This window comes from Microcystis sp. LE19-131.1A (assembly GCF_027532015.1).
In the GTDB taxonomy this organism is placed as follows: Bacteria; Cyanobacteriota; Cyanobacteriia; order Cyanobacteriales; family Microcystaceae; genus Microcystis; species Microcystis ichthyoblabe_A.
The window spans coordinates 14,589-34,498 of record NZ_JAPZSS010000021.1 but is presented as its reverse complement, the minus strand read 5'-3'; the positions used below and the strand labels follow the sequence as shown (position 1 = coordinate 34,498).

General features: G+C 41.8%; 17 protein-coding genes. 2 read left to right on the top strand and 15 right to left on the bottom strand.

Translation table 11 applies throughout. The annotated features are described in order from the left end of the window. From O9323_RS02090 to pdxA, 13 genes are all read right to left on the bottom strand, one after another. Positions 1-623: DUF3782 domain-containing protein (locus tag O9323_RS02090; RefSeq protein ID WP_288124621.1), on the bottom strand; the 623-nt coding region annotated here is incomplete at its 3' end. 223 nt (positions 624-846) lie between these two features. Beyond that, positions 847-966, bottom strand: a complete 120-nt coding sequence (locus tag O9323_RS22805; RefSeq protein ID WP_002739811.1) for a type II toxin-antitoxin system HicA family toxin — start codon at positions 964-966, stop codon at positions 847-849. 95 nt (positions 967-1,061) lie between these two features. Continuing rightward, entirely contained in the window at positions 1,062-1,256 is a 195-nt protein-coding gene (locus tag O9323_RS02080; RefSeq protein ID WP_002749975.1) for a type II toxin-antitoxin system HicB family antitoxin, read from the bottom strand. Between the two features lie 73 nt (positions 1,257-1,329). Beyond that, complete coding sequence (locus tag O9323_RS02075) at positions 1,330-1,707, bottom strand: HEPN domain-containing protein (protein ID WP_002739474.1); 378 nt, start codon at positions 1,705-1,707, stop codon at positions 1,330-1,332. Then, positions 1,704-2,030, bottom strand: a complete 327-nt coding sequence (locus O9323_RS02070) for a nucleotidyltransferase domain-containing protein (protein WP_002740269.1) — start codon at positions 2,028-2,030, stop codon at positions 1,704-1,706. Before O9323_RS02070 ends, O9323_RS02075 begins: the two co-directional genes overlap by 4 nt. A gap of 185 nt (positions 2,031-2,215) precedes the next feature. After that, positions 2,216-2,425 carry a hypothetical protein gene (locus tag O9323_RS22490; protein ID WP_353851582.1) on the bottom strand — a complete coding sequence of 70 codons (210 nt, stop codon included), beginning with the start codon at positions 2,423-2,425 and terminating at the stop codon, positions 2,216-2,218. 39 nt (positions 2,426-2,464) lie between these two features. Continuing rightward, positions 2,465-2,959, bottom strand: coding sequence for a PIN domain-containing protein (locus O9323_RS02065; RefSeq protein WP_043997356.1), 495 nt, complete (start codon positions 2,957-2,959; stop codon positions 2,465-2,467). Between the two features lie 23 nt (positions 2,960-2,982). Next, the gene (locus tag O9323_RS02060) at positions 2,983-3,156 is read right to left on the bottom strand and encodes a UPF0175 family protein (RefSeq protein ID WP_288124622.1); all 174 of its coding nucleotides are present in this window, start codon (positions 3,154-3,156) and stop codon (positions 2,983-2,985) included. A 168-nt stretch (positions 3,157-3,324) separates the two neighbouring features. After that, complete coding sequence (locus O9323_RS02055) at positions 3,325-4,650, bottom strand: NF041680 family putative transposase (protein ID WP_288124620.1); 1,326 nt, start codon at positions 4,648-4,650, stop codon at positions 3,325-3,327. A gap of 108 nt (positions 4,651-4,758) precedes the next feature. Then, complete coding sequence (locus tag O9323_RS02050; RefSeq protein ID WP_288124619.1) at positions 4,759-7,755, bottom strand: Eco57I restriction-modification methylase domain-containing protein; 2,997 nt, start codon at positions 7,753-7,755, stop codon at positions 4,759-4,761. A 546-nt stretch (positions 7,756-8,301) separates the two neighbouring features. Further along, positions 8,302-11,631: a helicase-related protein gene (locus O9323_RS02045; protein WP_288124618.1), complete on the bottom strand. Its 3,330-nt coding sequence runs from the start codon at positions 11,629-11,631 to the stop codon at positions 8,302-8,304. 80 nt (positions 11,632-11,711) lie between these two features. Beyond that, positions 11,712-13,076, bottom strand: a complete 1,365-nt coding sequence (locus O9323_RS02040; protein WP_288124617.1) for an NAD-dependent succinate-semialdehyde dehydrogenase — start codon at positions 13,074-13,076, stop codon at positions 11,712-11,714. Between the two features lie 23 nt (positions 13,077-13,099). Next, positions 13,100-14,128, bottom strand: a complete 1,029-nt coding sequence (gene pdxA, locus O9323_RS02035) for a 4-hydroxythreonine-4-phosphate dehydrogenase PdxA (protein ID WP_288124616.1) — start codon at positions 14,126-14,128, stop codon at positions 13,100-13,102. A gap of 257 nt (positions 14,129-14,385) precedes the next feature. Between pdxA and O9323_RS02030 the strand changes: the two genes are divergently transcribed. Further along, the gene (locus O9323_RS02030; RefSeq protein ID WP_288124615.1) at positions 14,386-15,672 is read left to right on the top strand and encodes an RNA-guided endonuclease InsQ/TnpB family protein; all 1,287 of its coding nucleotides are present in this window, start codon (positions 14,386-14,388) and stop codon (positions 15,670-15,672) included. Positions 15,673-15,786: 114 nt separating this feature from the next. Further along, a complete protein-coding gene (gene corA / locus O9323_RS02025; protein ID WP_002755447.1) occupies positions 15,787-16,944 on the top strand; it encodes a magnesium/cobalt transporter CorA in 1,158 nt (385 codons plus the stop codon). 121 nt (positions 16,945-17,065) lie between these two features. On the opposite strand, the gene O9323_RS02020 is transcribed toward corA, so the two are convergent. After that, a complete protein-coding gene (locus O9323_RS02020) occupies positions 17,066-18,721 on the bottom strand; it encodes a CHAT domain-containing protein (protein WP_288124614.1) in 1,656 nt (551 codons plus the stop codon). 63 nt (positions 18,722-18,784) lie between these two features. Next, a complete protein-coding gene (holA, locus tag O9323_RS02015) occupies positions 18,785-19,768 on the bottom strand; it encodes a DNA polymerase III subunit delta (protein ID WP_288124613.1) in 984 nt (327 codons plus the stop codon). Between the last annotated feature and the right edge of the window lie 142 nt (positions 19,769-19,910).

The window sequence follows — 19,910 nt, the reverse complement described above, 5'->3', positions numbered from 1 at the left end:
GGAATATCGAGTTCAAATACTTGGTCATGAATCCGAGCCACATAAAACCCTTCTTGCAGAATTTTTTCGCGTAATTCGTTGGATAAGTCAACTGATGCTAGTATGCCATAGAGTTTTTTGTCCTTGTGTTCAGGAAAAAAGCTGCGAAACCGTTGCAAAATACTTTTTAATTGTGTAATGGATTCCTCTCTAGCATGACTTTTAACCTCAACGATATAGGCAGTATTTAGCTCACCATTGGTATAGGCAAGGACATCAATTTCTAGGTGTTTTCCATCTTTACTGACTCGCACACTGGGACTAACAACTTCCATACCGAACCTTTGTCTGAGAATCGTTTCCATTGAGGGAAGGGCAAGTCCTTCGGTAAAGCTGCCGAATTTGGCACCAAGTCCCCCAATTTGCCGTCCTAATTCTTTGAGTTGTCGGTCGGTTTCCTGTTGTCGTCGCTCGGTTTCCTTCTGTTGTCGGTCAGTTTCCTTGAGTTGTCGGTCAGTTTCCTTCTGTTGTTGACTAACTTCCTTCAGTTGTTTGTCAGTTTCTTTTTGAGCAGCAGTTAATTCAGCTTGAGCAGTCGCTAATTCGGCTAAGATTCGCCATACGTCTTCGGATGTAGTTGCCATAGATGATTTTTTCCCGATGTCACCTATTCACTATTTTATTGGATTTCTGTGCTTGCCGAAGGCACTGGGGAGCAGACTGCTGATTCAATTGGGTAAGGTGGAGGCTAATTCATAGAACAAGAATCACCGCCACCAGCGACTCACCTCTTTAATCCCTTGATACACTTCTCTTAAAGCTACCTCCCCCCCAAAATGAAGGATTAAAAGCAGGTTAGAAATAGTTTTAGAGTAATTCTAAGAATTCTTCGATAGTTAAACCCGCTTCTTTAACAATCCCTGCCATTGTATAAGCATTAACTGGATTTGCTCGTGGAATGGTGATAGTCTGTTCTCCATTTGTCATGGTAATATGTTTTCTCTGTCTAGTGATGCGGAATCCCGCTTTTTTAAAGGCATTAACAGCGCGTAGATGATTAATTCCGGGTAATTTTGGCCTACTTATCCTACTTCTACATAACGCACTTCAGCATCTTTGTTTAATTCTTCAATTGTCTCTAAATAGTCTTGTATCGCTTCTTTGATATTTTCCATAGCTTCTGCTTCAGTGTCTCCCTGTGACCAACATCCGGGTAAACTGGGACACCAAATTGCATAACCTTCTTCGCTTTCTTTGAGTCGAACTTGATAGCGCATAAATAGTTACTGTAGTATTTGCTAGAGTGGGAGCATTCCATTTGAGATAATTTATTTATCTCTTTATACTAAACTAATGTGTATTAAGCCAGTGGCTTGCTTGTTCTACAAATACTGTGGCGTATTCTAAGGCAATTTTTGTTTGTTCCCTAGTTATTTCAATAACTTGATCATAATCTCCTAATTGTCGTAAATCATAGGTAATTCTTAATGCTTTTGATAGTTCTAATGATAATTCACCTGTTTGAATAAAATGTTGAGAAAATTGCTGTCGTACCCCTCGATGACTGCGAGTATTGATATTTTTAACTATTAACAGAGCTTGGACTGTACAATAAATGGCATAATAGCAACGAGAAATACAAGCACGATAATAATTTTTTTCAAGTAATAGGGTGGCCGCTTCTAATTCTTCATTAGCTTGATTGATATAGGACGAAATTTGGTTCACAGGACAATCCCTTCTCGGCGAATATTGTCCATTAATGGGGTTTGTCGATGAACAAAATCTTCATCGGCGATAGGAATCAAAGAAATGAAGGTATTATATTTAAGGTCTAGTTGAGTAGCGATGTCTGCCATCCGAATCACTTCATCTCCAGGGGAAATGGGACCCTTTAATACGACCATAATATCAATATCTGAGTCCTCATTGGCGTTACCCCGCGCTTGTGAACCAAAAAGGATGAGTTTTACTAACCGTTTTCCATAAAACTTTGCTAATTCTTGGCGAAATTCTTGTAGTATAGGCATTAGGGTTTGTAATTGAGCCATTGTTTTATTACTTAGAAATTATTTTTTGTAATAAATTGTATTGATGGATGTCACTTATTCACTATTTTATCGGATTTTTGCGATTGCGTAGGGAGTGTGGAAAGATGGGGAGGAATGCGATCGCCAATGAAATGTGGATGGGTCATTCATTCGACGGCTCATAGCGTTCTAAACTTTTAATAAAATCATCGTTTTTCTTCTCGCCATGCTGCTTGACGGATAGATTCAGGGGTGATATTTCTGTCTTCCCACAATCCTGCCAGGGCAAAGAATTCTTGCTCGTGATCAGATAATGTTGTTTGATCTTCGATGATTTCTACAGAGTCAACAAAATCTAAAGCAGTTAAAATTTTAGAGAGTGTTTCTGCTTTTTCTTGGTCACGAATGTGTACGATTTATTGTTTCAAGGTAGTAAATTTTGCATTGAGTTAGTATTAATGATCATTGTCTAATTCTGTTTTTAGCCAATTAATCATCGGAGAACTAATACGAATTCCATAATCAACTAACTGTTGTGATAAATCTAAAATTTCTTGTTTAGATAGATAACCCATATCAAAACCAACCAAGAGAATTCCTAATGTTCCTTTGACGGGTAATTCCATAGCTTTGGCAACTCTTCTTGCTAATTTCTCATCTATAATTACCCAGTCTGGTTTGATTGAAATTGCCAAGAGAATAACTTCTAATTCTCCTCGATCTAATCCTAGTAATAGCGGTTCAAGAGGAGATGATGATGCAACTTCTTGAACTTGAATCCAATTGGCATTTTTGAGTTCTTTTGCCCCCGGTTTATTATCTCCAGCGATGACAATTTCTTGATAAACTGCCCAAGGAATAATCACTTCATTAAATAGCTGATTAAGAATATCTAATTGATTAATCAAAGATAAGGCGATGATCGGTATAGAATTAACAATTATCTTTATTCTCTTTGATTTTTTTTGCTAATTCACGACTGACTGGTTTCTATCTCTGACTCCCATTCTTCTGCTGTGTAATCAATAATGGAAAAACCATACTCAGAGAGAAGTGTATAAAATGTATATTTATCGCATCCTAATACTTGTGCGCCGATTCCTGCTGAAATTTTTCCTTCTTGATAAAGATGCCCTAATGTATAAATGATAACTTTACGAGAGAAGGCTTCTTTTTCTTCTCTGGCGGCAATGAGAACTGGAGTTTAGACTAAAAAATCAGACTGTAAAGTCTAGTCTGATAATTAGAACGCATAAAAAAAAGACTTAGCTTGTCAGAAAAGCTAAAAATAATGCTAATTTATTCATTAGGGGCTTTAATCTGCCTCTTTTTTGTCTTTTTTCTGTCGAGTTACTGTCTTTTTGACCACTGGATAACGAGGTTTTTTCTTCCTTTTCTTACCCTTTTCCCAACCTGGGGACTTTCCGCGGGGTTTTGGTGGTTTGGCGGGTGTGCCTATCACGGCTAAAAGTCCGGCAAAGCCTTGTGCCACTCGTCCGGGGGTTAACTTCTCCAGGGGTTGAGGCTTCTGCCACGGCAGCGGGTTGTCCTCTATCATTTCACGAGCTAACCATAATTGCCAAGTTAAAATTGGCATCAAATTACTCCATCTCTGCCCGCTTTCTGTATTTCCCAATTTCGCTTTTGTCCAATGTAATCTTTGTTTAACAAATCGATTCCAATGTTCAATAGCAAAGCGTTTTAAATAAAGCGACCATAAGGACATTAAAGAAGGTTGTTCGGTTCCAATCCACGCTAACCACATTGGTTTGGCTTCTTTTTGGGAAAGTCCTTTCCCTTGGCGTTGAATCAAAATGATTTCCATCGGATGCTCCGCCGATTCATAGAAATGAAATTGGCTCCATTTTTGAATTTTAACGACTCCCCAAGTTGAATCATTGATTTCAATTGATTCAATAGGAATTGCCCAAGTTATGGGAGCAGACAATTTCATTTTATGTCCATGTTTCTTCGGTCTTCCTTTTCCTTGATAGGCAGGAGCCTTAGCAAAAACACAACGGTTAGGACGTAAACGCATTAACTTATCCGCATTTATCTCGGATGTTAGTTTTACGAAATTAGCGCACCCATACTCACTGTCCCACAAAGTTATGGGTCTTTCTTCGAGATGTCGGCATACTTGTTTAAGTTGTAAAACGGCTCTAGTTATTGGCGTTTCATGAGAAGTAATTCTCTCATGTCGTAAGGGCAATGCCCAACTGCCTTTTTCTTTTGGTATCCAGGCTAACGTACTGTAACCATGACCTAACGTAATTGGTTTTCCTGAAATAACTTTGGCCCCGTGTTCATAAGTTCTGTCTTTTAACGTTGGAGCTTCAGTTCTGGGCCAAGGTGTATGATCTCCTGCCAAGATTATCCGTTGTGATGGTTCGGAGCTGGGGATTTCGCTAATATAGAGTTTCATCAATTTGTTGGTTTTAGGCCGACAATCATCGAGAGCTTCATACAGGCTTGACCACTTTCGTCGAAATACTGGTGAAAGCGATAATTCAACCAAAGAATAGACATTTTTCGTGACAAGAATGGCATCCATCAACTCGAAAGTGCTATCTTTAGCTGGCCCTAGTAGTTGATAGACTTCATTTCTAAAATCCTGGAGTTTCTGAGTAGATTGATTCAAGTTTTTTGATTATTTGACAATTTTATCCCATTATCTCCTTTTTTTGACTCCCTGTAGTCTTCTTATCATTAGACCAAACTGTGCAGTTTGGTTGCAGGTTGAGTTAGTCTAAACTCCAGGATTAACTTCTTCTTGAAAATGTACAATAGATTGAAAGTTTTCTCCATGAAAAGCAGGAGGTATAATGGTAGCTATTAAAGTTCTACTATCAGTATTCCTAGCAATTTTACGAAATCCAGTTCGATAGGTTTGATAGTCTAGTATCTGCTGATTATCTGGCAATTTTCCTAATATTGCTTTTCTTCCTTCTGATTCATTTATCCAATAGCGCGGTTGAGATAAACCATGGCTGAACTGTTCAATCATTTTTCCTTCGTAGAGGGGTAGTCTTCCCTTTGCGGGTTCAGTTTTAAATAAATAACTATCAGTAGTCATGTTAAATTCTGATGTTAACTTGAGATTCCATGTATCGGGAAGGGTTTCTCCTAGCAGGGGAAAACGAGACATTTTTTCAGCGATATGAATATCTATATCTTGTTTAAATTCCATTACCGAGAGGGAATCGGGGGATAGTTTGCGGATTAAATCGACGCTAATTACTAAACTATCTTTATGGGGAAACCGTTGTAATTCCTCAACATCGTGACGCATAAACTCTACAGGAAAGGAAAGAGTTTGTTTATTTTTCTCAAAAGTTAAGATAGCAAACTTAAAACTTCTATGGACATTTTCAAAAATTTCTTTACGATTTTCAAAACAAAATAATCCTGTCACATTTGTCTGAGAAAATAACATTTCTCGCAGTTGTTTGGTTCCTAAATCGGTATAAATTCCACTGGGAACAACTATTCCACATTCTCCCTGGGGATGGAGTAGATTAAAACATTGTTCTGTAAATAAACAATAAAGATTAATTTTCCTTGAAGCACTTTTGCCGTTAATTACAGAATTTTGATTTCGATATTGTTCGGACTTTTTAAAATAAGCACTAACATGGGGATAACCACTACAATATTCTAACCAAGCTTTTTGGATTTCTGGATTCTCTAAAAGTTTATCTCGCTGTTTGTTCCATGATTTTATATCAAGTTTGTTTTTCTGAATTAAACTATCATACTGCTGAAAAAATTCCTTTTCATCGGTTTGAAAGACTTCCCAGGGGGGATTGGTGATAATCACATCAAAACCACCTTTTTCTGTAATCAGTTTATCGAAGTGATAACCCCAGTGGAAGGGTTTCAGGGACTGCATATCAGAAAGAGTTAATAAACGTTTCTTTGCTTTTCCCGTTAATTGTGCGGATTCGTACTTAATTGACAACTTACCGCTAAACTCATCTAAGAGAATTTGGTTTAATTTCTGCACCGATTCGCGGTTGACATCCTCGATGTGATTGCGTAACATCTGAAGACGGTTTTCTTGGGGGGTTCCCTCTACTTCTCCCAACCGAAAAGCGTGTTCTTTGTATAATTCAATACTGCGGTTTTTTTCCGCGAGAATTGTCTGATAATTTTGCGCGGTGAGGGTTTGCATGAGATTAAAACTTTTTCCGTCCACGCGAATTAAACCGATGAGGGAATTTCCCGACATGATATTAAAATCAATATTCGGTAAGGGTTCCAATTCTGTCACCGATTGTGCGGCAGCAACTAAAGCGAGAAATAAACGCAGTTTTGCGATTTCCGTCGCTTCCTCCATGATATCGACACCGTAGAGATTATCGGAAATAATTCTTTTTTTGATGTAATATCCGAGGGAGGGATGGGATTTTCTTACCTCTGTTAACCACTGTTTTAATTTACTGTCTCCCCGTAGTTCAATTGTCCCAATCACCGCGCTATAAATTCCGATTAATGTCTTCATCGCAGCCACTAAAAAAGCACCGGAACCACAGGCAGGGTCTAAAATAGAAAGCTGGGGAAGAATATCTTCAATCAGAAGCTGACAGAGGGGAGAATCGAGATTAATTAGTAGTTCAGAAATACTGGCAAATTGTTTGCGGGGATAATGTTGATTACTTCTCTCGACAATCCATTTATTAATCGTCCTATCACAGAGATATTCAGTAATCTCCGGACGGGTATAGTAAGCACCGAAAGCTTTTTGGTTGATGTACTTTTCAAAGATATATCCCAAAACATCGGGGTTAATTTCGTCATCGCTTCCCCCCGGAGTGTCGTCAAGGTTCCAAGAGTAACGGGAGAATAAATCGAGGATATTCTCAAATGCTTGGTCATCAATACAAATGTTTTGATAAAGATTTTCGAGGGGATGTTGGAGAAATAATCCTCCGTTAAGATATTTGACTTTTCCCACCAATGCAGTTACTGTCTCATCTCGTTGGGATTCCGGTTGAGCGAATGCTTGGAAAAAGAGGGTTTGCAGAAACTGACGATAAAATAAATTTTTCCCGCGTCGTTGACTTGCTTGTAATTGGTTTTGCAGATAGTTGAAGTCGTTATCGATAAATCCCTTGCGCTGCAGGAAATAGACGAACATTAAACGATTGAGAATAACGGAAGTGTACCATTTTCGATCGCTTTCTCGATCGATTCCTTGGATAAAGGGGAGGAACTGTAAATGCTCTCGCTGAAATTCCTGATAAAATTTCTTGGTAATCTTTTCGATATCGAAACCTTTTTGTAAACGATGGGCCACCTCCACCACGGAGGGTTCCCCATCTTCAAAGTCGGTGATATCGAGGACTAATTCCGCTAGTTTACCGAGAAATAAATCTCCCGGTTGTCCTTTTATATAAAGATGGTCACGGATATAACTTTTACTTCCCTCTCTTTTTACCCAGTACCATAAACTGCGTGTCCGTCCCCCATCGACGAAAATTAGCAGATTTTCGGCAATTCTTTCGATAACTTGCTGGTGAATGTCCCGACGAAGTTTCGCATCGGGTATATCGGTAGTTGTCACCTCTAATACTGCTACTCCCGACACTTCCGCAATCCGTTGACAGGGATATTCTTGGTTGTCAACGGTGATACTAACAGTTTTTTTTGCGCGAGGATGAGACCATCCCAATTCCTCGATAAACAGTTCCCCAAATTGGAAGTTAGATAATAAGTCACGAGTCCGGGAGAAGTTGAGGGACATAATGGATAAATATCGATAAATTATGAACCAATCCAATTCGCTTCGCTGAGATTGGAGATACATTTAATATAGCAAAAGGTTTGATCCCCCTAAATCCCCCTTGATAAGGGGGACTTGAATTGGTTAGATCCCCCTAAATCCCCCTTGATAAGGGGGACTTGAATTGGTTTATATCCTCCTAAATCCCCCTTGAATTGGGGGACTTGAATTGGGTTTGATCCCCCTAAATCCCCCTTGATAAGGGGGACTTGAATTGGTTAGCTCCCCCTAAATCCCCCTTGAATTGGGTTAGATCCCCCTAAATCCCCCTTGAATTGGGGGACTTGAATTGGTTTAGCTCCCCCTAAATCCCCCTTGATAAGGGGGACTTGAATTGGGTTAGATCCCCCTAAATCCCCCTTGATAAGGGGGATTTGAATTGGTTAGATCCCCCTAAATCCCCCTTGAATTGGGGGACTTGAATTGGTTTGATACCCCTAAATCCCCCTTGATAAGGGGGACTTGAATTGGGTTAGATACCCCTAAATCCCCCTTGATAAGGGGGAGTTAAGAAGGTTGAAATAAACCCAAGGAACAGATAATCTGGGGTTCTTGATTTGTTTCTTCCTCGTGAACAATACAGAGACGGTCATCTTGATACAAAGATACTACCAAATCGGCCAACTGTTGGTCAGAGATACCAGTTCTTAAACCACGATTTAAGCAATCGAGAGCCGACTGTCTGAGGGGATAATGATACAATTGGTCGAGAGCCTTGCATAAATCCTCATGAGCAAATAGATCATCCTTACTATCTTGAGAATACCTTTTTAAGCGCTCATAGGTCTTAAATTTTGCTCCCGTCAATCGTCCCAATTTAGATCCGGAGTTGTTTTCCTCCTCCGCGATTAATTCTGTACCTTTTTGTACTAACTGATGGTGTTGGGGATGGAGAGGAATCGGGGGAGTTTGGGGATGACAGGCAGCGGAACGTAAAATAGTTAATTGGGATTGAGTCACACTATTTCCCTGTGTATCAATCCATGCTAAAGCATCATTTCCCCCGGCAGTTTTTAGATAAACCATGACTCCCTCTGGATGGGTTGCTGTGGGGGTATGGGAACGGGTGGAATAAACCACCGCCGGCAGATTCTCTATGGTATGTTTTAAACTAGGGTCAACTTCGATCGCATTTTTCCAAATTTGATACGCTTCCGAGGTTAAATCCACTTCTTGATCCTCCTCCTCATCGATAACCTCAGATTTTTCATGATACAGATCCAATAAAGTCTGGTTATCCATCTCCTCCTCAAAAAATACCTCATCGGTCCCCACCACGTCCGCATTCTCTCGCAGTCTTTGAGATAGTCTCGTCCGCAGTTTAATAATTCTCTCCACTCCCTCCGCAGGTAAAAAGGAATAACAGAGAATCTGACTTGCTTTTTGACCGATTCTATCTACCCTTCCGGCCCGTTGAATCAGGCGAATAATTGCCCAGGGTAGGTCATAATTAACGATAATGGCACAATCCTGTAAATTTAACCCTTCACTCAAGATATCCGTCGCAACCAAGACTCGTATTTCTTCCCCCACTTGCTGAGAATTACTGCGGGGACTAAAACGATGGACCATTTCCGCAGGATTAGCAGAGTTTCCCGTCACTCCCGCAATCTTATCCACTCCCCGATTTTGCAACTGAGTGACTAAATAACTGACTGTATCGGCAAATTGGCTAAAAATTAACACCTTTTCTTGGGGATGATTTTCCTCTAACAGCTGCCATAACTTCTCTAGCTTTTCGTCGGTCTCCGGCTGCCAGGTCCCACAGGTTTGCAATAATGCTATTAAAGCCAAGGCATCGGATTTTAGGTCTTTTTTCAATGCGGGTTTAAACACCTCGGGGTTAATCCACTGAAAGCGCTTGCGATAATCACCGCTATACTTTTGATACACTTGTTCGGCTCTTTTTTGATACTCTTTTTCTAACCCGGTTATCCCCCCAGTGTCCTCGGTTTCTATACTTTCATCTTCTCCCTGAGTGACTAAATCCTCATCCAGATAACGAGTGTCTAACAAAGCTGGATCCTGACTCCCGATGGGAAGGGGTAAATTCTTGGCCATGGCATGAAGGAAAATATAGTTACGGAGAATATGACGGTCAAGGGATTGCAGGAAAGCATACCCTCCACTCTCCAAACGTTTAAATAAATTCGTCCGACAAAAACCCATTAATCTTTTACCCGCACGGGATAGACTTTTTAAGATGGTTTCTTCCTCTTCTGTCCCTTGGCATCCTTTAATTAGATAATTTCCCAATCCGTAACGGGGTAACTTCAATCCGTTGAGAGTTATCACCACTGCTTCCGAATATAAACGCGCATAAACCGAGTCTTGTAGGTCAAACTTAATTGTCTTTAGTTGTCGTTGGGGAAGATAAACCCTCGACCCATCAGCAAATTTTAGATACCGACGACCCTGTTCGTCTTCTGTAGCATAATTATTTTCGATAAAACCGCGAGTCCGTCTAATCATATAGAGACGCATTAAGTCTCTCCAGTCGTCGGGAGAGTCACTTTTTTCAAAGGCTGCTAGGGACCTAACCGCAGATTGGTATCTGCGGTTAAATTCGATTTCTCCTCCCAGAGATTCTAGTAGTCTTTCGGGACGAATTCCGAGATTAGTATCCTCTTGAATGAATAAACGCAGTTGATTGGACAGGTCAAGATAGTTTTTATTGTAGGGAGTCGCAGTCAAGAGAATACAGCGACTTTCATTGGTGTTAATGTACTCCTGTATCACCCGATAACGTTTACCCTCTCGATTACGCAGGTTATGACTTTCATCGATAATTACTACCCGATAGCGCCGCAGATTGGGTAACTCCTGCATAACCTGACTTAAGGGGATAATTTTCGCTCTTAATTTATATTTATAGCTGTAATCCTCCCACATGGTTAGGAGATTTTTCGGACAAATAATTAAGATTTCTAAATCGTAGTCTTCCTGCAAAATATATGCTAGAATGGAAGCAATGCGCGTTTTTCCTAACCCCACCACGTCGCCAATTAGTACCCCACCGCGTCTTTGCACATAACGAGCGGCAATTTTAATGGCCGATTTCTGAAAATCTAGTAAGTCTTGGTCAAACTGTCGGGGAATTTTGTATTCCGCTAAACCGGCTCTCGCTTCAAAGGAAAGATGGTAAGCTATTTTTAAATAGATATGATAGGGAGGAATCAGACTTTCCCGGGCCCAACTTTCGTTAATCACCTTGACAATATCCTCGGATATATCCCAACACCAAGCATCAAACCAACGATCATTAAACCACTTTTGTAATTTGGCACAAGCATCGTGGTCAAGGACATCAATATTTAATTCTCCCTGCTGTTGTAATCCCGCAAAAGTTAGATTACTACTACCCAAAAATCCCACCGTTGGGTTATTGACATCCTGTCGATGAATAAGGTATAATTTAGCATGGAGATTATAGCCCAAAAATAAGCGAATTACTAACTTACCCGATTGAATTTGTTTTCCCAACCGTTGCAAAGCTGCCTGATCTCGATTGCTAGGATTCCCCCAAGTTAATTGTTGGCAAAAATCCTGAACAATTTGTTTTCTTAAACGAGCGCAAGTAGCCTTATCTATATCATTTGAGCGCTTCAATAAAGACAGGGATTGCTGTAGTAATTCCTGGGGTGCTTGCTGCATACCAATCAGCAGACGACAACAGGACAAATCACCACCGAGAAAGTGATCAATATAGGTATCAATGGACTGCCAACCGCGCAAATTAAAATAACCCACGCAAAAATCAGCGCGTTGGGATGCTAATAAACTTTCGCGTAAAATTGGCAATAAATGGGACTCAATATTATCAATAATACGCGGCATATTTTTATAAAAAGATTAAGTTAATATAAGGCTTTTCTAACTGATAACTGATAACTGATAACTGATAACTGATAACTGAATTACTTAATCCAAACAGTTTTAACGTTGACAAATTCGCGAATACCTTCCACACTTAATTCCCGACCAAAACCGGAACGTTTAATCCCCCCAAAGGGTAAACGAGGATCGGATTTAACCATACCGTTAATAAACACACAACCGGCCTCAATTTCGGTAATTAAACGCTCAATTTCTGCGGGGTTATTCGTCCAGGCACTAGAACCCAAACCAAAGGGACTATCATTAGCTAAAGCGATCGCTTCCTCGATATTTTTGACTCGAAATAGTAAAGCCACCGGTCCAAAAAATTCCTCTTTTTCCCCCGGAGAACCAGCAGGAATATCGGTTAAAATCGTCGGTAGATAGAAGTTACCTTTCCCCTCTAAACGTTGACCCCCCACAAGAACTTTACCACCCATAGCGACGGTTTTTTCCACCTGAGCGGCAATTTCCGAGACGATCGATAGCGTGGCCAAAGGACCAATATCAACAGCTTCATCGAGGGGATCACCAACTTTTAAAGCTTGGAATTTAGCCACCAATAACTGTTCAAATTGATCGGCGACAGTTTCCATAACAATAAACCGTTTGGCAGCGATACAAGTCTGACCATTATTTAACAATCTTGCCGTCACTGCCGTAGCCGCTGCCACCTCGATATCGGCACTATCTAAAACGATAAAAGGATCACTACCTCCCAACTCCAAAACCACCTTTTTGATCTGTTTTCCGGCGGCGGCTGCTAAACTGATCCCCGCCGGTTCACTACCGGTTAAAGTGGCGGCTTTTACCCGTTCATCGTTAATTAAATCACTAACGCGATCGGCCCCGATCAAAAGAGTTTGAAAAGCGCCTTCAGGAAAACCGGCTTCTAATAAAATTCTTTCCACCGCTAAAGCTGATTGGGGGACATTAGAAGCGTGTTTGAGTAGGCCGACATTTCCGGCCATCAAAGCGGGGGCAGCAAAGCGAAATACTTGCCATAAAGGGAAATTCCAGGGCATAACCGCTAAAATTACCCCTAAAGGTTGATAACGGACGAAACTGCGACTAGCATCGGTGGCAATCAACACATCTTCCAGATAACCGGCGGCATTATCGGCATAAAAACGACAAACCAAGGCACATTTGAGGACTTCTGCGATCGCTGACTTGATCGGTTTCCCCATTTCTAAAGTCATGGTTTTAGCCAATGCTACTTGATCCCGTTCCAAAATATCCGCCGCTTGCCGTAACCACTGTCCCCGTTTACTGATGGCGGTGCGGCGATACTGCTGAAAAGTTGTCTCAGCTAGGGCCAATTTCGCCGCCAATTCCTCCGAGGTTAGAGGGGTAAAAGTCTTGAGAATTTCGCCAGTGGCAGGGTTAACTGAAGCGATACCCATATCCAATTGTCTCCTATCGAGCGCTATATCTCTAGTTTAGTTCTCTGGTTGTACCGCTGCTGACATAATTCGATCGCTAATTGGATCGCCGCTTGCATACTCTGAGCCCTAGCGATGCCAAGGCCGGCGATATCAAAAGCCGTCCCGTGGTCTGGAGAGGTGCGAACAAAAGGTAAACCGATGGTAGTATTAACAGCACAGTCAAAAGCCATTAATTTCAAGGGAATTAGACCCTGATCGTGGTATAATGCCAGATATGCGTCGGCGGTTTGCCCTGCACCGCTAAACCAAGCGCGTCCCGGTTCCACCCAAAGGGTATCGGGGGGGACAGGGCCGATTAATTGGGTTTGTGGGTATTTTTGTCCCATTGACTGCAACCAAGGCTGTAACCAGTCCTTTTCTTCCCTTCCCAGTTTTCCCGCTTCGCCACTGTGGGGATTAAGGCCGGATATGGCGATTTTGGGGCGATCGATACCGAAATCTAGCTTTAAAGACTCGATCAATAGGTCTAGTTTTCGGGTCATCAGATCGGGGTTAAGAGTATCAGGAACTGCTCGCAGGGGGATATGGGTAGTGGCGAGGAGAGTGCGTAAGTTATAGCCGGTGTGAGGGGATTTAGCGACGAATAGCATCCCATAACGGTTAATTCCCGCCATGGTAGCTAAAACCTCCGTTTGACCGGGGAAATCATAACCGGCCAACTGCCAACAGGATTTAGCAATCGGACCGGTGACAATACCGTCAAATTCGCCCTTGAGGGTGCGTTTTATGGCTTCTTGCAGGTAAAGAAAGCTAATTTCACCACTATGGGCATCCCCACGCCCGCAAACGATTTTTTCTTGATTGTAGGGCAAATCGATCAGAGAAAAGCGATCAAGAAGATGGGGATCGTGATAGGCTTTTTCGAGAAGCGTTCTGGTGCCAATTAGAGTAATCTGACAACCGGACGAGATTGGGGAATCGGCGATCGCTTTTAACACCACTTCAGGACCGATTCCGGCGGGATCACCGACGGGGATAACTAGACGGGGAATAAAAGAGGCGGATTCCATAAATTTTGGCCGTCAATATTGCTAATTCTCCCGATTAATCTCATCGTTGACAATTATCAGGAGGGAATAAATCAGTAAACAATCTTCAGTTTACCTAAAATGTCGGATGAATGCCCCCGCTAAATTTTTTGACAAGACATCAACCTTTGCGGGGGATGAAATCCGACCAGGATATTGACTGCGAAGCACGATTTTAATTCTACCATTTGTAGGTAAACTGTGTTATACTTAATTGATCCAGGGTCGAGGATTAATCAATGCTAGTCGTAGAAGCCAAGTTAAAAAACGGGACACCAGAACAATACCAAAGACTTGATGAAGCTATTAGAACTTCTCAGTTTGTGCGTAACTCTTGTGTTCGTTATTGGATGGACAATAAGGGAACAACCCGGAATGATCTTCAAAAGCTTTGTGCGGTACTAGCTAACAATAAAGAGACACCTTATGTTAATAAGTTAAACTCTCAAGCTCGTCAATCGGCTGCTGATAGAGCCTGGCAATCAATTAATAGGTTTTACCAGAATTGTCATGCTAAGATACCGGGGAAAAAGGGTTTTCCTCGGTTTAAAAAGCATAGCCGTTCGGTTGAGTATAAACTAACGGGTTACAAACTATCTGATGATAGACGTAAAATCAAGTTCACTGATGGTTTTAAAGCAGGAGAATTTGATTTATGGTGTAGTCAGAAAACCTTAGTTTATTATTCAGAACAACAGATTAAACGGGTAAGAGTTGTGAGACGTGCCGATGGTTATTATTGCCAGTTTTTGATTGACGTAGAACGGCAAGAATACCATAAACCAACGGGACAAATAACAGGAATTGGCTTAGGGTTAAAGGAATTTTATACCGACGCTCAAGGCAATATAGTAGAGAATCCACGTTATTTAAGAAAGTCAGAAAAACGACTAAAAAAAGCACAACGACGATTATCCAAAAAGTTTCGTAAAGGAAAGAAACAGTCTAACAACTATCACAAGCAACGGATAAAAGTGGCTAGACTTCATCTTAAAGTATCAAGACAACGTAAAGACAAAGCAATTAAAGACGCTTTGGCGTTAGTCCAGTCTAATGATTTGGTAGTCTATGAAGCTTTAAAGGTAAGAAACTTAGTCAAAAACCGTAAACTTGCCAAGTCGATTAGTGATGCTTCTTGGTATCAATTCACTGAATGGTTGAATTATTTTGCCAAGATTTATCGGATTGTTTGTGTTGCTGTACCACCACATTTCACGACTCAAGATTGTTCAGTTTGTGGGACGAGAGTTCAAAAAACCTTAAGCACTAGAACTCATCAATGTCCCAATTGTCAAACAGTCTTAGATAGGGATCATAATGCAGCAATAAATATTCTTAAAAAAGGGTTGCAATATTTGGGAAATCATCTCAACGGTACTGTTGGGCAAACAGAAACCGACCCAAACGCCTTGGGAGAGTCCGACCTCTGGGTTTTCAGTGGAGACATTGAGAATCTAAGTTGTCTCGTTGAACAAGGAATTTCTAACAGCGATGTGGAAAGAATCCCCCGTCACAGCGTAGCTTGACGGTGGGAGTATGTCAATGTAATCTCATGGCGATAGATAGTAACTTTAGGCAAATTAAATTTTTTAACTTTTCTGTTTTCTTATTGCCCAAACTAGCCAGATTGTTGTAAGCTTATGACCCAACTACAACCGGATATATTCGTTAACCACCGTCCCGATACCGATGGAGACGAGGAAGAAGACTACTTCGATTATTTTTATGATGAACCGGGTAGTGAACCAGGGACATTAATTATCGAGCCGGATGCCAAACCCTCGCGGATTATTTTAATTGACTACGATGAAGATAACGCCGTTCGCAAGGTGGATATTACTCCCAATGCTTGCGCCCCCTATATTGGCACAAATACCGTGTCTTGGATGGATATTCAAGGGTTAGGTAGTGAGACGGTTTTAAAACAGGTGGGAGAAATTTTTAATCTGCATCCTTTGTTATTAGAAGATGTGGTTAATGTGCCGCAGCGTCCCAAGTTAGAGGACTATAACAATCAATTGTTAGTGATTTCTCAGATGGTGCGACTGAAGGAAGATGAAAGCGGGTTTGATACGGAACAGGTGAGTTTTGTCTTGGGAAAACGCTATCTTTTAAGTTTTCAAGAGGAGGAATTACAGGACTGTTTTGAGATAGTCAGAGATCGAATTCGCACTTCCCAGGGACGAGTACGGAAATCGGGGGCGGATTATTTAACCTATTTATTATTAGACACGATTATCGATGGTTATTTTCCCGTGGTAGAACACTACGAAGATCGGATTGAGGCGTTGGAAGATATGATCATTAGTAATCCTGATCGAGATACCATGCAGGAAATCTATGATGTCCGTCGGGAATTATTGGCACTGCGTCGCTTAATTTGGCCGATGCGAAATGTCCTACATTTACTGATGCGTGACCATCATGGTATAGTCAGCGATGAAGTACAAATTTATTTTCGTGATTCCTACGACCACGTCATTCAAATTCTGGAAATTATCGAAGCTTATCGAGAATTAGCGGCGAGTTTGATGGATGTTTATATGTCCACTATGGGCAATAAATTAAACGAAATTATGAAGTTTTTAACCGTAATTTCGACGATTTTTATTCCCTTAACTTTTATCGTTGGTGTCTATGGCATGAACTTCGAGAATATGCCAGAATTAAAAGGAGAATGGAGTTATTTCCTTGTCTGGTTAGTCATGTTAGCCGTAGCGGGGGGCTTAATTTTCTACTTCTGGCGCAAAGGTTGGTTTAAACCAATTTATTCCCTGAAAGAGGAAGCAAAAACTTAGTTAACGAAGGCAGGAGTCAGGAGACTCCGAGACAGGAGACAGGAGATTATTTCTATTTATTCTTCCCACACCCCACACCCCACACCCCACCCCGACGACAAACTTTTTCAGCCAACCCTAATTATTCCACCACAAATGCGAGGATTTGGCCTTGGCAACTGCCGAAGCGAATCTGTAAACCGGACTCTAGGGGAACTTCTTGGTTATGTACCTGCTTCCAGTGGCCATCTTGGTAGATAAAAGTACCAAAACGGGAGAAATCTTCGAGAAAGTATTGATAGTCTGGATAATCGGCATTTTTACGGCAAATTATCCGACAATGGTTTTTACTAACCCATTTTTCAGTAATCTGTAGATCATTTTCCATGTCCCGTCCTATATTCATGGCACCACCACGGATTGACCATTTTCTTTCGGGACGATCAAGATAGTATAAGAAAGCGGCGGGCATGGTTCCGGAGATATTGGGCATAACCGTCGGTGATTGAGTCTCATCAAGGGTTTGCAGCAATTGCCCGTCGAATTCTGGGTGCATATAGAGAATCGGCAAAGTCCAAGCGGGTTGATTGTACTTGTAGAGGGTTAATAACTGCTGCCTGGCGATACGAACGGCCTGATCGATAGGGACTCTCGGACCGGGAAACAACTTGGACATCTGCGCTTCTTTGTCTTTGAACCCGAGGAGGCTGCGGGTAAAAATTTCGATAAAACTCAAGGCCTCGCGATCTGCGATCGCATCTCGCATGGCCAAAACTGCGGGAACGCCATGGTGAATCAAGACTTCCGCCAGACTGCTGCGGGGAATCATCTCCTGACCCGATTTAGCGGGATAAGCCCCCCAACAGGCATTAAAAACCGCTAAAATAACTTGATTTCTCACCAAAGCTTGGGCTAACTCCGTCCCGTTTAGCTGTTCCCCCGGCCGCAGAAATAGGGAACCGCCATTGGGGGCGGCGATTCCGTGACCAGCGTAGAAAAAAGCTTTATATTTACCCGTATCCAAGGCCTTGGTCAGTTCTTCGGCCCCCGGTCGAATTAGGGTATCGACTTTGACTTTCACTCCCCAATTCTGGAGGGAACCACTGCCCCCAGGGGAGATAGACCGGATGAGATTGGCGGCCTCGGATTCCAGTGCCTGGTCGGGATTAGTTTCTCCATCGGTATTAATGGCGGTGAGGTTGAGGGAACTAGCGGCGGTTTTAATCTGTTTTTCGCCGATAACTAAGAGAATATTGAGACTATTACTCGGTTTTATCGGTGGTAGTGGTTCCACATCGCTGGTGGTCCGGCTAAAGAGTATATTCGGATGCAGAGATATAGCCTGTTTACCCGCTTGCTGCATAATTTCCCAGGGCAGCAGAATTAAATAGGGATTGCGACATTCCAAGCGAATTCGCAGGGGCTGATTTTTGCCGAGAGCGATTCCCTGACTTTGGGCGAAACTTTGACCAATTGATGCTTGAAATAACCATTGCCAGAGACTAATACCTAGTTTCTGCATTAATCGACCTCCATAACTGCTGCCTTCTCCCGAAAGAGTCAGTTTAGGTCGGGAATTTCCCTCTAATTGCTCTAACATCGGCAAGGTCGGCATTTTTTCCAGACAGAACATTTCCTGCCATGCCATCCATTCCGTGGCTAGACTCTCGGTCCATTCACAGTCATGATGCACATATCCCCCCGGTAGGGGTGCTTTCGTCACCCAACGGGCGAAATTATTACTCGTGGCTAAACTAGAGATGGCTAAATTTAGACTAGGGATGGCATCATCGGTCATTGTGGTTCTTGAGAAGTCTCTAGAATCTTATTCTAGAGGATTTCTGAACAGCAAGGAAGAGTATTAAGTCACCAATAAACAACAAAGTTCAATAATTTTTGTTTGCAAAGTTGCCAAAGGTTCTGCACCCCGCTTGAGACGATATTCTAATTCCAGAAGTATGGGCAAGGTGGCGAGAAGTTGCTTAGAAGAAAAGGATTGTATCTCTTTGCGAATGAAATATAGTCGCTTGGGATTGGCAATTTCGGCGGCGGCGGCGATATTTTTCTCGTCTTTTTCTCCTTCTTCAATTTTTAATTTTACTATTGCCCAAGTGCGAAATTGACCCCCTAGGGTGGCGGTGATAGCCAAGGGGTTCTCGTTACGATTTAATAATTCATTGACTAATTCGAGGGCCTTGCCTGTCTCCCGTTTTAAAATCGCACTAGCTAACTGTAGGCTGCTTTGATTGCTGGCATTGACTAAGCTTAAAATGTCCTTTTTGTCAATAGTTCCCGCCGAATTATTTTTAAATAAACGCAGTTTTTCTAACTCCATCCACAACAAGCGGCTGTTATTTCCCACTGATTCTGCTAAGAGTTCGATCGCATCGGGGGTTAATTTTACCCCCACTTCTTTGGCAATTTCCCTAACTCTTTGGGCAATTTCCTCGACTTTCCAAGGCGGAATTAGTTCAAATTCTTTAACCTCTGCCTGATTTTGGATAAACTTGCTCGATTTTAAGCGGGAGTCGGGTTTTTTGGCACTGGTTAATAACAGATAGGAATTTTCGGGTAAATTGGGCAAAGTGCGCTGTAATTCCTTAAAAATATCCTCGGAACATTGTTGACAAATAACCGTATCGGCTAACCAAACTAAACGATTTCCCATGCCGAAAACTGGAGTCATCGCTTGATTGAGGGACTCGATAATTGCCTCATTGCGATCACCATTAATTTTATCATAATTAAACTGTATCCAATTGGGATCAAGAAGTTTTGCTTGCAGATTTTTCACCGCTTGGTTGATAGCAAATTCATCTTCTCCCCAATAAAATATTGTCGGCATGAGTTTCTAATTATAGCAGTTAAGTAGGTAGGTGTTAAAAGTTGTCAGACACCCCTCTGATCAAGGGGGGACTAAGGGGGAATCGGCACCCCCCTTATTAAGGGGGGCAGGGGGGATCAGAAGCGAAATTTATCTTCAATTT

Bases quoted from the DNA above. Each gene is read 5' to 3' on its own strand.
- O9323_RS22805 (WP_002739811.1), bottom strand. From the start codon at position 966: ATGACAAATGGAGAACAGACTATCACCATTCCACGAGCAAATCCAGTT.
- O9323_RS02080 (WP_002749975.1), bottom strand. From the start codon at position 1,256: ATGCGCTATCAAGTTCGACTCAAAGAAAGCGAAGAAGGTTATGCAATT.
- O9323_RS02070 (WP_002740269.1), bottom strand. From the start codon at position 2,030: ATGGCTCAATTACAAACCCTAATGCCTATACTACAAGAATTTCGCCAA.
- O9323_RS02050 (WP_288124619.1), bottom strand. From the start codon at position 7,755: ATGTCCCTCAACTTCTCCCGGACTCGTGACTTATTATCTAACTTCCAA.
- O9323_RS02045 (WP_288124618.1), bottom strand. From the start codon at position 11,631: ATGCCGCGTATTATTGATAATATTGAGTCCCATTTATTGCCAATTTTA.
- O9323_RS02040 (WP_288124617.1), bottom strand. From the start codon at position 13,076: ATGGGTATCGCTTCAGTTAACCCTGCCACTGGCGAAATTCTCAAGACT.
- pdxA (WP_288124616.1), bottom strand. From the start codon at position 14,128: ATGGAATCCGCCTCTTTTATTCCCCGTCTAGTTATCCCCGTCGGTGAT.
- O9323_RS02030 (WP_288124615.1), top strand. From the start codon at position 14,386: ATGCTAGTCGTAGAAGCCAAGTTAAAAAACGGGACACCAGAACAATAC.
- corA (WP_002755447.1), top strand. From the start codon at position 15,787: ATGACCCAACTACAACCGGATATATTCGTTAACCACCGTCCCGATACC.
- O9323_RS02020 (WP_288124614.1), bottom strand. From the start codon at position 18,721: ATGACCGATGATGCCATCCCTAGTCTAAATTTAGCCATCTCTAGTTTA.
- holA (WP_288124613.1), bottom strand. From the start codon at position 19,768: ATGCCGACAATATTTTATTGGGGAGAAGATGAATTTGCTATCAACCAA.